The following is a 13,515-nucleotide window of genomic DNA, read 5'->3' on the forward strand; positions in this document are numbered from 1 at the left end:
AATGAAAGCCACCGCCCACCAGGCGTCGCAACTGATCTCGCCCTATGGGGGCGGGCTGATCAACCTCTTGGCCCACGGTGAAGAACGCCTCGAGCTGATCGAGTGGGCCAACAGGCTACCCGCGCTTCAGCTCTCGCCGCGCTCGGTATGCGATCTGGAACTCCTCGCCATCGGCGCATTTTCTCCCCTCGATCGCTTCATGGGCCAGAACGACTACCTTCAGGTCGTAGAAGAGATGCGTCTTTCGAACGGTCTGATCTTTCCTATTCCCATTACCCTGCCGGCACCGAAAACCGACGACATCCGCCTGGGGCAGGAGATTGCGCTCCGCACGCCGACGAACGAGCTGATCGCCGTCATGACGGTGGAGGAACGGTTCGAGTGGGATCCCGAACTCGAGGCCCAACGGGTGTGCGGAACGACCGATCCGCGTCATCCTCTCGTCGCAGACATGGCCTCCCGTGGCAATACGTATCTCAGTGGACCCCTCCATGTGCTGAACCTCCCCAAGCATTATGACTTCCCCGACCTCCGGCGCTCGCCCGCCGAGGTGCGTTGCCGGCTCGAACAGATCGGCTGTGCCAAGGTGGTGGCGTTTCAAACGCGGAATCCCCTGCACCGGGCCCATGAATGGATGACGAAGCGGGCCGTAGAAGAGATCGGCGGCTCGCTTTTGATCCACCCGGCGGTCGGCGTGACTCAGCACGGGGACATCGATCATTACACGCGGGTCCGCTGCTACCGGATGTTGGTGGAGCGATACTACGACCCGGAGCGCACGGTCTTGAGTCTCATTCCCCTGGCGATGCGGATGGCGGGGCCGCGAGAGGCGGTCTGGCACGCGATCATCAGGCGGAACTACGGCGCCAGTCACCTGCTGGTCGGCCGCCATCACGCGAGCCCAGGGAACGATTCTCATGGTCGACCCTTTTATGGACCGTGCCAGGCTCAGGAGCTCCTGGCCTCCCTGGAGGCAGAGATCGGTGTTACGATGGTGCCCTTCGATGAGGTGGTCTACCTGCCTGAAGACGACCGCTACGAAGAACTGGCGCGTGTCCCCAAGGACAGGAAGGTCGTGAGGCTCTCCGGGACCGACGCGCGCGAGCGCTACCTCCAGGACGGCAAGAGGCTTCCGGCGTGGTTTACGCGACCCGAGGTCGCCGACCTGCTTACCCGGGCGTATCCGCCGCGCCATCAGCAAGGGTTCTGCATCTGGTTCACGGGGCTCCCGTGCGCCGGCAAATCGACCATTGCCGAGATCCTTGCGGTGCTCCTGATGGAGCAGGGCCGGCAGGCGACCCTGTTGGACGGGGACGTCGTGCGCACCCATCTCTCGAAAGGGCTGGGATTTTCCAAGGAGGATCGGGATACCAATATCCTGCGCATAGGGTTTGTCGCCTCTGAGATCGTGCGGCATCATGGTGTCGCCATCGCGGCTGCGGTGAGTCCGTACCGGGCCGCGCGGAATCAAGTCCGCGCGATGGTGGGCGAGGATCGCTTTATCATGGTGTATGTGAGCACCCCTTTGGAGATCTGCGAGCAGCGCGATAGGAAGGGCCTGTACGCGCGGGCGCGGAGGCGGGAGGCCACGGGGGTCACCGGGATCGACGACCCCTACGAAGCGCCGGTGGCGCCGGAGATCGTTATCGACACCGCCGGGCGCGCGCCTGAAGAGAACGCCCGTAACGTCGTACGCTACCTGGAGACGCACGGGTTTCTGCAGGCCGCCCCCCAGCCATAACCGAACCGTCGCAACGCCACCGAGGCCTGGATGTAGATCGCCCGTCAGCAACTAAAGTAAGATCCCTTTACCTCGACTTTGTGGAGGACGGCATCACGCTCTTTGATCGGGATGGCTTTTTCTCGCGCGTGCTTCAACGCCTGAGACAGCGGATGACAGAGTTGGGGTCAGTCCGCCGCCGGATGGGCGAAGCAGGTGAGACTCATGCCATCTCAATGGAATCCGCTCGCATGAGCTAAGGGGAGGAAGCAGGTGAGGGTGGGCGGAGCGGCGGCGGACTTTTCATTAGGCTGGAGGCTTATATGGTAGCGCCTCTTCTTCCAGGTATGCGCGTTCTCGTGACGGGGGGCGCGGGATTCATCGGATCGTTTGTGGTGGATCGCCTGCTGGCCTTGGGTCACGAGGTGCGCGTATTCGATGGTCTTGACCCCCAGGTCCATCCGCGGGGTGTCCCAGTCTATCTCTCATCAGGTGCCGAACTGCTGACGGGAGACGTCCGTAATCGCGGGCAGTGCGCCAAAGCTCTTGAAGGCGTTGAGGTGGTCGTGCATGCAGCGGCGGCCGTCGGCGTCGCCCAGTCTCTCTATAGAGTGGAGCATTACGTGGACGTCAACGTCAGGGGGACGGCAACGCTCCTGCAGTGCATCGCGGAGCGGCAGCATCCGCTCCGGAAGGTGGTAGTGCTGACATCCATGACCGGATATGGAGAAGGGGTCTATCGGCGACCCTCCGACGGCCGGCACATGCGGGTGGGCATCCGAAGCGAGGGCGAGATCCAGCGGTACGGCTGGGATCCTGTCTGTCCGGAGACTAAAGAGCCGCTGGAGCCCGTCCCGACCCCTGAGGGAGCTGAACTGATGGCCCGGAACGTTTATGCTCTCTCGAAGCGGTATCAGGAAGAGCTCGCCCTGAGCCTCGGGTCCGTCTATCGGTTTCCGGTAGTCTGCCTCCGGATGTTCAATGTGTACGGGCCACGGCAGTCGCTAAGCAATCCCTACACCGGCGTCCTGGCCATCTTTCTCAGCCGGCTCATGACAGGTCAGCCGCCCATCGTCTACGAGGACGGGCTGCAGACTCGTGATTTCGTCTCCGTCCATGATGTGGTGGATGCCATTGTAGCGGCGATCGCGTCGCCGGCGGCGGACGGAGAGGTGATCAACATCGGCAGCGGGGTCCCTCAGAGCATCGGCGAGGTGGCGAGGGTACTGGCGAACGTGGCGGGGGTTTCATCGATCAAGCCAACCATTACAGGCCAGTTCCGGCGGGGCGACGTGCGCCATTGCATCGCGGATCTGAGCAGGGCTCGACGGCTCCTGGGCTTTACGCCCAAGGTCACGTGGGAGGCCGGGCTTATGGAGCTGGCGCGGTGGTGCAAGGCGGCGGATGCGGCGGATCGCTTCGACCAGGCTGATCACGAGCTCCGCGCGCGAGGACTGCTCTCCGAAAGGCTCGATGCGCAGGGAGGGGCGAAATACCATGAAGCGGGTACTCATCACGGGGAGCAGCGGCCTCATCGGGTCTGAAGCCGTGACCTTTTTTGACCAACGCGGGTGGGATGTCCATGGGATAGATAATAATATGCGCAGGGCCTTCTTCGGCCCAGATGGCGATACCACCTGGAACCTGGAGCGGCTCCGCCGGAACACGCGGCGCTTTACCCATCGCGAGCTGGACATCCGTCATCGGGAGGCGATTTTCGCCATCCTGCGAGACCACCGCCCGGACCTGGTCGTTCACTGCGCCGCACAGCCCTCCCACGATCTGGCCAAGGATCGGCCCTTCGAAGACTTCGAGGTCAACGCGGTCGGGACGTTGAATCTCCTGGAAGCGGCCCGTCGCCACTGCCCGGAGACGCCGTTCATCTTCATGAGCACCAACAAGGTCTATGGCGACGCGCCGAACGAGAAGCGCCTCGTCGAGCTGCCGATAAGGTGGGATTACGCAGATCCTGCCGACTTCGAGGGGATCGACGAGCAGTGCAGAATTGACGCAAGTCTGCATAGCCTCTTCGGCGCATCCAAGCTGGCAGCCGATGTGATGGTCCAGGAGTATGGCCGATATTTCGGTATGCCGACGGTATGCTTCCGGGGTGGATGTCTGACTGGTCCCAATCATTCAGGCGCGGAGCTTCACGGCTTCTTGGCCTATCTGACGAAGGCGATCAAGGAAGACCGCGTCTATCGCATTTACGGCTACAAGGGTAAGCAGGTGAGGGACAACATTCACTCTTACGACGTCTGTGCCGCCTTTCTGGCATTCTATGAGTGCCCCCGTCAGGCTGCCGTCTATAATCTTGGGGGTGGTCGGGGCAATAGTGTGTCGATCCTTGAGGCGATCGCCCGGTTCGAGGAACTGATGGGGAAGCGACTGATGGTGGAGTATATAGAAACGAACCGGGTCGGCGACCACATCTGTTACATCAGTGACCTGCGACGATTGAAGGCGGACTACCCCGGCTGGAATATTACGCGGAACCTCGATGTCATATTTCAGGATCTGGCCGGTGTGGGGTGTGAGCGAGCCTCCGGCCCCTAGTCGCTTGCCACTCGTGGAGAGCGATTCCAGGCCCTACAGAGGCGCCTTGTTGACAAAGACCTCCAGTGAAACTTTCTAAGGGCACTGCATACCAAGCCATCAGCACCATTTCTGTCGGCCTTGTCATTTTCTTCCTGGCTGCGCTCCTGCTGCCGCCCTGGTTCCCCCGGATGCCGGAAAGCGGGCTCGACTCATCATGGATGTTTGTCCTAAACCATGCTTTCACCAACCACTTACAATTCGGGAAAGAGATCATCTTCACGTTCGGACCGTATGGATTCCTTTATTCAAGCAGTTTTCTTTATTCAAATCTGTTCTATCCTGAACACTATGGGGTTCAAATTGTTTTTTGGCTGGTCATAGCAGGTGTCATCGCAGCTTCTATAAATTTCTTATTGAAAAAAGGCACCACTTCTTTTTTCACGTTAATTCCGCAAATTATTTCGGTCTCGGGTATGATCATCACACTTGTGCTTTTTGGAAGCGATGTTGTTCTTTTAACTATTCCTTTATTGTTTATCTTTGTGTTATTTCAAGCTGAAAAGCAGATACATCATTTCAGTGGCGTATTATTTCTCGCGCTCTGCGCTTTCATCGGCCTTATTAAATTTACCTTCGCCATATGTGGATTCACCATGGTTCTATGCGCCGAAATGTATCGTTTTTCAAAAGGGAAATACCTGCCCATATATTTGGGAACATACATGCTCTTCTTTGCGCTCTTTTTTCTGTTGGCCCATCAGCATCTCGAAAATCTTGTTGCCTTTATCACAACCTCCTTGGAGGTTGCCGGTGGGTACAGTGAAGCCATGCAGCTTTTCAGCCCATCGGGTGAAATTATGGCCTTTATCGGCCTTGTTTTCTGTTTACTCATCCTCATTGCATGCGCGGAGTGGCGCTTCGGCCGCTGGCGTGAAGGCGACTGGCGAGGTCTGATTCTTCTGCTCAGCATCGTGATATTCAATTTCATAACCTTCAAAGCAGGTTTCGTTCGCCATGATGGCCATACCCTGATCGCCTGGGGAAGCCTGGTTATCTGTATTACAATCTATTCGACGAGGTTTTATCAGGATGTTCCTGTACGAACGTGGCGATTGGCGCTGGCAATCCTGTTTATTTCCGCGGCTGGTATGTCGATGTGGTATGATGCCCGCCACCATTTTAGGAATCCTCTGAATGTGGTCAGATTGACATTGACCAGAAGGCTATCGAAGCGAATTGTTGCAATTAAAGAACTGGGACTGAATGAACGTGTGACTCGTCTATCGGAAGAGTATAGAGCCGCATTGGAGAAAATACGCAACGCCAACCCGTTCCCGCCGATTCAAGGCGCAGTCGATCTTTACCCTTGGGATGAATCCCTTATATTGGCGCACGGGCTGCGCTACGCGCCGCGTCCGGTCTTTCAGAGTTATTCAGCATACAGCAAGCCTTTGATAGACGCGAATCGGACGCATCTGCGGGACGAGAAGGCTCCGACAACGCTGCTGTTCGACGTGCAAACCATCGATAGCCGATTTCCCGCTATGGAGGATGGCGCCTCGTGGCCGGATATATGGGCGCGTTACGATCCGATTGATGTAAGCGGCGACTATCTCATTCTAACCAGGCGCACTACGGCGCGCATGGTCCAGATCGTCCCGGTTGCCACCACTGCCGTTCCGTTTTCCAAGCCCTTGAAGATGCCGCAAGTGTCCGGTCTTACTTGGGTTGCTATAGATGTGAAGAAAACTATGCTCGGGACCGTCATGAATCTATTGTTTAAGTTGCCGATTCTTGAATTGGATCTGACCATGGCCGATGGCTCTACAAGGATCGAGCGTATTGTGCCTAACGTCGCATCCATGGGCTTCGTCATAAATCCCGTCATTGAGTCGAACGCAGACTTCGCCCAGGTTTCTTTGAATAATCGGGCCCAATTAGCGCCGTCCGATCAAGCAGTGGCGATGACAATCGAGGGGCCTGAATACGTCTCGTGGTTATACAACAACGCCATTCGCGTGTCAGTCAGCACACTTACGATTGATGGCCGGATTGAGCGCAAGCCGTCTCCGAAGCTGCTGGCCGGTTCACATGCGCCAACCAGATCGCTGCGTATCTTGGCGCCGCCGACTGGCAACGAGCTTCATCCTGCGCGGGAAGGTGGCCACGTAGACGAGTTGGAGGCAACAGGTAACAAGATTTACGTCAGTGGCTGGGTCAAGCTCGACAATACGGAACGGGACCAGACAATCACTGTCACATCGTCCATAAGGCCCGGTAGTTACTTCTTGAAAACCGTGAAGCGGCCCGACGTGGCGTCGGCACTCAGAAACGAAGGCTTGGCGCAGAGCGGTTTTCGGATCATCTTACGGTTTGACAGCCCTGCTTCAGCGAATAGGGCTGCGAAAGAGCTGTGTGTCTATGCTCAATCGGAGACAACATCTGTGACGGTGGTCCATTCAAACAATCAACTGTGTCGGCGGTTGCTGCCGGGCTAGCTCCATACGGCGTCTTACATAATCACATGCAGGTGAGGCGATTTCGGCAGCCGGTAGCGTGCTGCGCTACTCAGAAAGGTCTCCGATGAAGTTTTCGGTGGTTATCCCGGCGCGCAACGAGGCGGGCAACATCGGCCCCACGTTGGATGGTGTCCGGGAGCGACTCCGTCGGGAGAGGATCACCTACGAGATCGTGGTTGTGGACGACGGCAGTTCCGATACCACTGTCGAGGAGGTACACGCCAGGTCCGCGGCCGATCCGGGAGTCCGGCTGGTCCACAATCAGGGTCCGCACGGATTTGGTTACGCCGTCCGCTGCGGGCTTGACGCCATGACCGGTGATGCCGTCGCGATTGTCATGGCCGACGGGTCCGACAGCCCGGATGACCTGGTCCGATATTTTTACATCCTCCGAGACCGGGCCGAGTGCGCCTTCGGATCGAGGTTTCTGCCTGGGAGCAGTGTAACGGGCTACCCGCGTATAAAGCTCGTCATCAACCGCTTGGCAAACCGCTTTATTCGCCTTTTGTTCGGATTCCGCTACAACGACGTGACCAACGCCTTCAAGGCGTACCGAGCCACCGTCATCCGGGGCTGCCGGCCGTTCCTGTCGCCTCACTTTAACTTAACCGTCGAGTTGCCGCTGAAGGCCGTTGTCCGCGGCTACTCCTACGAGGTCATCCCCATCGCCTGGTGTCAGCGCGCGCAGGGAATGTCGCACTTGCATCTGCGGGAGATGGGAAGCCGCTACCTCTTCATCGTCCTCTACATCTGGCTGGAAAAACTCTTGACCCGCGGCGACTACCGCCGCCCGCCTGGCGAGGTCTTCAAGCAATGGTCGCAGACCTCAACAGAGGCCGATCCATGACTACGCTTCGGGAAATGGGGTGTTGCTATGGGCATCTGTTGCGTCGATTCTCCTTACGATCCACGCGCTTGCCGTCCATCAGTCCTTTGGTGAACCGCGCTACACCGTCGTGGTGACACGTTGGCCTCGGGGGGATTCGTGAGCAGCGTCTGGTCTCGAACGGTGACCTTGGTCATTGGACCGCGCGCGATGGAGCGGTTATTCTCAACCGACGCCGGCGACGCGCGATCGTTTCGAAGGTTGATGGCGTTTTCAATCGTTGCCAGCATCTCAATGGGTTTTGCCCTCGGCATAGAGCCGATAATTCCCGGCCTTGATCCATCCTTTACGTATGCCTATAACTACGCCGCAGCGAGAGGTTTAAGGTGGGGGCGGGAGTTTATCTCGACCTATGGCCCGTATTGCTACCTGATCCACGCGGTCGACATGGCCGATCTTGTGGAGCGCAGGATCGTCTCCGATCTCTTGCTTGCTGTTGCCTCCGGGATCGCGGCCGCGGCATATCTTCAGTCGATACCGGGTTTGCGACCTGCTGCGAGACTGGGTCTCGCGATAGCGCTCGTCTATGCCATCAGTGCCCAAGGCAAGGAAAACGGTTGGTTTGCTCTGTTTCTCCTTGTGCTCCTCATCGGCCTTCATGCGCGCGAGCAACAGCGGAGTCTGACGGCGTACGCAATCGCGGGCGCTCTTGCCGGATTGTATGTGCTTATGAAGTTCTCTCTTGGATTCGGAGCAGCGATCACGCTGATCATCGGGAATGTCCTCGCGCCGCGACCAATGCTGGCTGTGTACCGGCTGGCGGTGAGTGTGCCTGCTGCCGCCATCGGTTTCCTGATCGGTTGGACTGCCTATGGCGGCGCCCTCAGCGGCATCGGCGCGTATCTGGCCACAGGCTGGGAGATCAGCTACGGATATTCCTCCGCGATGAGTTTGGCGCCGCATGGCTGGCAGATCGAGGTGATGGGCTTCTTGGTGTGGTTTGCGCTCATGATGATCTGGGTCGTCGCGCAACGAACCCCCCGCAACCTGTTGACCTTGGCCGGCTTGGGTTTCCCGCTGTTTGTCGTCTGGAAGCACTCGATTGTGCGACAGTACGGCCACGTGTTTCTTCTTGTGACGTTTGGCATCCTTGTCATCGTGCTCCTTCTCGCGGAAGCGAGTTCGGTCTGGCGCTGGAAGCGCACGCTACCGATTGCCGCAGCATTGCTTGTACTTTTGACGATCCCTTGGTTCAATGCGGAGACAGACAGATCATACGCGGTTGACCAACTGAAGAAGCGCCTGGCCGGTCCACTTGAGTTCCCTGGACTGAAAGCTCTGGCCGACCTGCGTCACCTCTCGGTCTACCGGGCAGAACTGACGCGGACTTCGGAACCGGCGCTGCGGAAGAGCGTGTTGCCGGAATCGATGCGAGCGGTGATCGGCGGATCATCCGTTGATGTCTATCCATGGGATATCAGCTACGTGCCCGCCAACGGGCTGTCGTGGGTGAATCGCCCGCTACCGGCCTCCTTCAGCACCTATACGCCTGCGCTTGATAGGCTGAACGCGGCCTTCTTCGAGTCCGAGGTCAGACCGGACTACCTCATTTGGCATACCGATGTCGGGGTGAATAGTATTGACGGCCGATACCTGTTCTGGGATGAGCCGCAAACGCTTCGCGCGATTGTCAATTACTACGACGTGGTGATGGCGGAGCCCCGGGTATTCCTGCTGCGCGGTCGAACACAACCGCGGTTTGCAGCCCCTCAGCCGATAACAACACTGACCGTGCCGTGGAACGCCTGGACACCCGTACCACAAACCGACGGGGTGATACTGGCGGACGCGTCGTTTACGCGGCGACTGAGCATCCGAATGATTCGGACGCTCTTCCGCGAAGATCCTGTGAGGATGTCGCTACGATTCAGCGACGGCGACGAGGTAACCTACCGTCTCGTTCCGGACAACATGGAGGGCGGGTTGTGGATAAGTCCCCACGCCGCGACAGTCGATGAACTCCGTTCTCTGTTTCATGGCGGCCCCGCGCGTCGGGTCACCGCGATCCGGTTTAGCGGAGGGGTGGTCAGCAGATTCTCTCCCTCTATCGTCGTATCATGGTCTCAATTGAGACCTCTTGCCATACCTGATCCCGGCGTCCGGTCAGTGCCTATCCGTACGTACGGGAGAGGTGACGGACCATGCGCCGGCCATATCGACAGGGTCTTTCGGGGCCGCGATTGGTATGGCCGTGATGCCATTTTTGCGGTAGGGTGGGCGCGCGATGGCGATGCGTCGATTGTGTCCGGCAACCTGTGGCTGGTGAGTGGCGACGGTCGTGTTCTGGCCACCGACGTACAGACAGGCCTCTCCAGGCCGGATGTCGCTCAGGCGTTGGGCACTCCGAGTCTCGGCGCATCGGGCTGGATGGCAAGCGCCCGAACTGACAGGGAGGCCAATGGTGTGAGGTTTGTCGTGCGCACACGAAAGGGAAAGTTGGCCGGCTCGTGCAATCAAGCGAGCGCCGGACGAACGCCGTAAGCGGCGACTGTCCGGAGGGCGCGCGCCTGACGAGAACGCCCGTGACATCATACGCGACGTGGAGACGCACGGGTTTCTGCAGGCCGCCCCCCGGCCATAGCCGAACTGCACCGTCCTGAAAGGAGCGGCCTTTGAGTTCAGATCCGTTTCATGAGATTCGCAACCGGTTATCGGTTCCCGCCTGCCTGATCAACAGCCTGCCGAAATCGGGCACCCACCTGCTCAAAAAGGTGGTCGGGCTCTTGCCCGGCATGCATCCTGTCGAGTTCCATCTCGGGCCGGAACGGTTCAATCCGGCAACAGACGGCGGGACGGACGGCGTGCCCGGCGAATATCCGCCGACCGTGATCCCGCTGGGAGTGGGCAGACCCCGTCCGGCGTCGCGCGAAGAGGTCTCCCGCGCGCTGGCGCAATACGTGACGCCGGGGCGCTATGCGACGGCCCATGTCCCGTTCTCACCCGGATTGGCGCTGGTGCTCAACGAGCTGAAGATCACGATGGTCACAATTATCAGGGACCCCAGAGATGTGGCGGTCTCTCATGCCGCCTACATCTGTAGCCTCCCGCCAGACAACCCCGTCGTCGGCACCCCTTTACACCGCTATTACCAATCCCTTTCGGACGGGGCGCGCCTCATGACATCCATCGTGGGTGTCTGCAAGGAGCCCGACGGGCCCGTATTGCTGAGCATCAAAGATCGACTTGAAGGCGTCTTGCGATGGGAGTCGCAGCCCTTCAACTATACCACCAGGTTTGAACGGTTGGTCGGGCCGCAAGGCGGGGGATCCCGGGACGAACAGCTCCAAGAGATCCGCGCTATCGCCCGTCATCTGGGGATCGACTGTTCGGATCGCGAGATAGAGGCTGTAGCCGATCAGCTCTTTGGCGGGACCGGCACCTTTCGAAGGGGCGTGATCGGGGGGTGGAAGGCGCAGTTTACGGACGAGCACAGGCAGGTCTGTAAAAAGCTGATCGGACGGTTATTGATCGATCTGGGGTATGAGCAAGATGACAATTGGTAGCGTGAACGGGCGGCCCATGCGGACGATTCTCTTCTACAGGAACTTTCGGGGCTTCACCGGCGGACACCTCAAGGTGTACGATTATTTCAATCATGTCAGGGCGTCGTCCGGGTATCGTCCCCGGATCTGGTTCTCAAGGGACACGATCTGGGACGGAAGCAATCCATGGCTGGCCCTCAAAGAGCAGGGCCTCGAGGCCTGGCCGCCGGTCGATCCGGATCTGCTCTTTCTGGCCGGCTTGGACTGGTTGATCCTGGATCCTGATCGGCGGGACCGTTCGTCGATTCCGATCATCAATCTGATCCAGGGCGCAGAACATGCCCTACCAGACAACCCGCGGTATCCGTTTTTGCAGCACAAGGCGATCCGGATCTGTGTCAGTGAGGAGGTCGCGGCGGCCATTCGCGACACACGCCGGACGAATGGACCGGTCTTTGTGATCCCGTGCGGGTTGGATCTTGGGCCGCTTCCCTCCCCGATGGCGGATGCCGACAAGGACGTTGACCTCGTCATCGCGGCGATGAAGCAGGCCGACCTGGGACGTCAGGTAAAACGGCGCCTGGATCGACCGGGCCGGCGGATCGAGCTGTTGACGACGCGGCTCTCGAGGCCGGATTTTCTGAGCTGGGTCAATCGGGCGAAGGTCGTCGTGGTCCTCCCCAGGCGCGTGGAGGGATTTGGTCTCCCCGCCCTGGAAGGGATGGCGCTGGGTACCGTGGTTGTCTGCCCCGATGTGATCGGCAACCGCTCGCTCTGCCTGCCGGGCGAGAACTGTTTCCGGCCGGAGTATACGCTGGAAGGGATCGTGGAGGCCGCCGAGAGCGCGTTGCGCCTGCCGCCGGATCAACGCCGTCGGATGGTGGAACAGGGCCGCTTGACGCCAGGCCGGCACGGCCTCCCGCAGGAACGGCAGGCATTTTTGGAGATTCTGGACCGGGCGGATCAGTTGATGTGAGGCCGCGCGTGAAGATCGCGTTCATCATCGGCTGCGCCAGATCGGGGACCAGTATCCTCGGGGAGCTGATCGGCGCCCATCCCGAGGTCGCCTACATCTTTGAGGCCCATCAGGTCTGGGAGCAGGCCGGCTTCGGCGTCAACGGGAGCCACCGGCTGACGGCGGCGCATGCGACGCCGGAGGTCACGCTGGCGATCCGGCAGTGGTTCGAGGCCCGGCAGGGCCAGGCGGCGCGCATTGTCGAGAAGAATCCCAGGAACAGCCTCCGGGTGCCGTTTCTCAGGGCTGTGTTTCCCGAGGCCGGGATCATCCATATTGTGCGGGACGGCCGGGATGTCGCCTGCTCGATGGTGCCGGGCTGCGGCGGCAGCGAGTGGTCTCACCTGAAACCCCCCTCCTGGCAGACCTTCTTCACGACCTCTCAGGGACCGATCCGGTGCGCCCTGGCCTGGAAAGAGATCCTGGAGATCGCGCTTTCGGATCTGCGGGATGTCTCGCATCTGCAGATCCGCTACGAAGATCTGGTCGCCGACCCACGCCGGGTGAGCGAGCGTGTGCTGACCTACCTGGGACTCCCGTTCCACCCGGCCGTGGAGGCGTTTTGCGGGCGTATTCAGAACGTCAGCGCCGGCTCGTACCATGCCCGGCATCAGGTCACCTGGTTTCGACCGGATCACCGGGTCCGGGCGGGCCGGTGGCGTGAGAATCTGAGCCGGGATGAACAGCACCAGATCACGACGCTGCTCTCCCCCCTCCTCACCCGCCTGGGCTACCCCGTCGATTAAAAAAAACCGGGCCACCGAACGTCGTGACGGTGGCCCGGCCATATGACGACGGCGGATTACTTAGTCACGGCCGCTGCAATCAGTTCGTGCTCTCAAATAATGTGTCAGAGGTCAGGCCGCAATCAAAGGGGCCGGTGTTCTTCGTGCCCGGGTACCGGACACCCTCATTGTTGGTGGCGCAGTCGGTAACGACAGTGCCGGTGGCGGGAGGGCCACTACCGATGCCAGGGCAGCCGTTGTTGGCGTCTTTAATCGACGGGGTACCGGCGATCAGGGCGACGCTGTTGCTCGAATCCTGACAGGCCGAGTGGTCGGGGTCGTCGACAACCGCCCCATCCTCGCCGGGGAGGGCCCGCAGGCTACAGCCGCAGTAGTCGATCCCGGGGCCGTCCAGGACATGACTGACCACGGTGCGGGCGACCGCGGTGCCGCCGCCGCCGACGGTCAGTCCAGTGTGCATCACAGGGGTCCGGCCGCCGTCGATGACCAGGTCCCAGACCTTACAGTTGTGGCCCACCTGCGCCCCGTTTTGACTGGTCTCGACGATGCTCGACTCGAGCAGGCACCAGTTGCCCATGGTGATCCCGTACCCCTCGGTGATATCGTGGA

At 59.8% G+C, this 13,515-nt stretch carries 10 protein-coding genes; 9 read left to right on the top strand and 1 reads right to left on the bottom strand.

What is annotated here, in order from left to right; all coding sequences use genetic code 11:
• Position 1 precedes the first annotated feature (1 nt).
• The 9 genes from KGL31_05710 (at position 2) to KGL31_05750 (ending at position 12,906) form a co-directional block, all read left to right on the top strand.
• A complete protein-coding gene (locus KGL31_05710) occupies positions 2-1,741 on the top strand; it encodes a bifunctional sulfate adenylyltransferase/adenylylsulfate kinase (GenBank protein ID MDE2321400.1) in 1,740 nt (579 codons plus the stop codon).
• Positions 1,742-2,043: 302 nt separating this feature from the next.
• A complete protein-coding gene (locus KGL31_05715) occupies positions 2,044-3,264 on the top strand; it encodes an NAD-dependent epimerase/dehydratase family protein (protein ID MDE2321401.1) in 1,221 nt (406 codons plus the stop codon).
• Entirely contained in the window at positions 3,218-4,276 is a 1,059-nt protein-coding gene (locus tag KGL31_05720; GenBank protein MDE2321402.1) for an NAD-dependent epimerase/dehydratase family protein, read from the top strand. The genes KGL31_05715 and KGL31_05720 overlap by 47 nt, the downstream gene beginning before the upstream one ends.
• Before the next feature lie 65 nt (positions 4,277-4,341).
• Complete coding sequence (locus tag KGL31_05725; protein MDE2321403.1) at positions 4,342-6,756, top strand: hypothetical protein; 2,415 nt, start codon at positions 4,342-4,344, stop codon at positions 6,754-6,756.
• An 85-nt stretch (positions 6,757-6,841) separates the two neighbouring features.
• The gene (locus tag KGL31_05730; GenBank protein ID MDE2321404.1) at positions 6,842-7,624 is read left to right on the top strand and encodes a glycosyltransferase family 2 protein; all 783 of its coding nucleotides are present in this window, start codon (positions 6,842-6,844) and stop codon (positions 7,622-7,624) included.
• A 138-nt stretch (positions 7,625-7,762) separates the two neighbouring features.
• Positions 7,763-10,144, top strand: a complete 2,382-nt coding sequence (locus KGL31_05735) for a hypothetical protein (protein ID MDE2321405.1) — start codon at positions 7,763-7,765, stop codon at positions 10,142-10,144.
• A gap of 131 nt (positions 10,145-10,275) precedes the next feature.
• Positions 10,276-11,166: a sulfotransferase domain-containing protein gene (locus KGL31_05740; protein MDE2321406.1), complete on the top strand. Its 891-nt coding sequence runs from the start codon at positions 10,276-10,278 to the stop codon at positions 11,164-11,166.
• Positions 11,144-12,121 (top strand): glycosyltransferase family 4 protein, encoded by a 978-nt coding sequence (locus KGL31_05745; protein MDE2321407.1) that lies wholly within the window; start codon positions 11,144-11,146, stop codon positions 12,119-12,121. Before KGL31_05740 ends, KGL31_05745 begins: the two co-directional genes overlap by 23 nt.
• An 8-nt stretch (positions 12,122-12,129) precedes the next feature.
• On the top strand, positions 12,130-12,906 hold the full coding sequence (locus KGL31_05750; protein MDE2321408.1) for a sulfotransferase: 777 nt from the start codon (positions 12,130-12,132) through the stop codon (positions 12,904-12,906).
• Positions 12,907-12,985: 79 nt separating this feature from the next.
• Here the strand turns inward: KGL31_05750 and KGL31_05755 are convergent.
• Positions 12,986-13,515 (bottom strand): hypothetical protein (locus tag KGL31_05755; GenBank protein MDE2321409.1); only part of this gene is annotated, 530 nt, incomplete at its 5' end.

The sequence above is a fragment of the Candidatus Methylomirabilota bacterium genome (assembly GCA_028870115.1).
Classification (GTDB): Bacteria; Methylomirabilota; Methylomirabilia; order Methylomirabilales; family Methylomirabilaceae; genus Methylomirabilis.

Bases quoted from the DNA above. Each gene is read 5' to 3' on its own strand.
- KGL31_05710 (MDE2321400.1), top strand. From the start codon at position 2: ATGAAAGCCACCGCCCACCAGGCGTCGCAACTGATCTCGCCCTATGGG.
- KGL31_05715 (MDE2321401.1), top strand. From the start codon at position 2,044: ATGGTAGCGCCTCTTCTTCCAGGTATGCGCGTTCTCGTGACGGGGGGC.
- KGL31_05720 (MDE2321402.1), top strand. From the start codon at position 3,218: ATGAAGCGGGTACTCATCACGGGGAGCAGCGGCCTCATCGGGTCTGAA.
- KGL31_05730 (MDE2321404.1), top strand. From the start codon at position 6,842: ATGAAGTTTTCGGTGGTTATCCCGGCGCGCAACGAGGCGGGCAACATC.
- KGL31_05745 (MDE2321407.1), top strand. From the start codon at position 11,144: ATGAGCAAGATGACAATTGGTAGCGTGAACGGGCGGCCCATGCGGACG.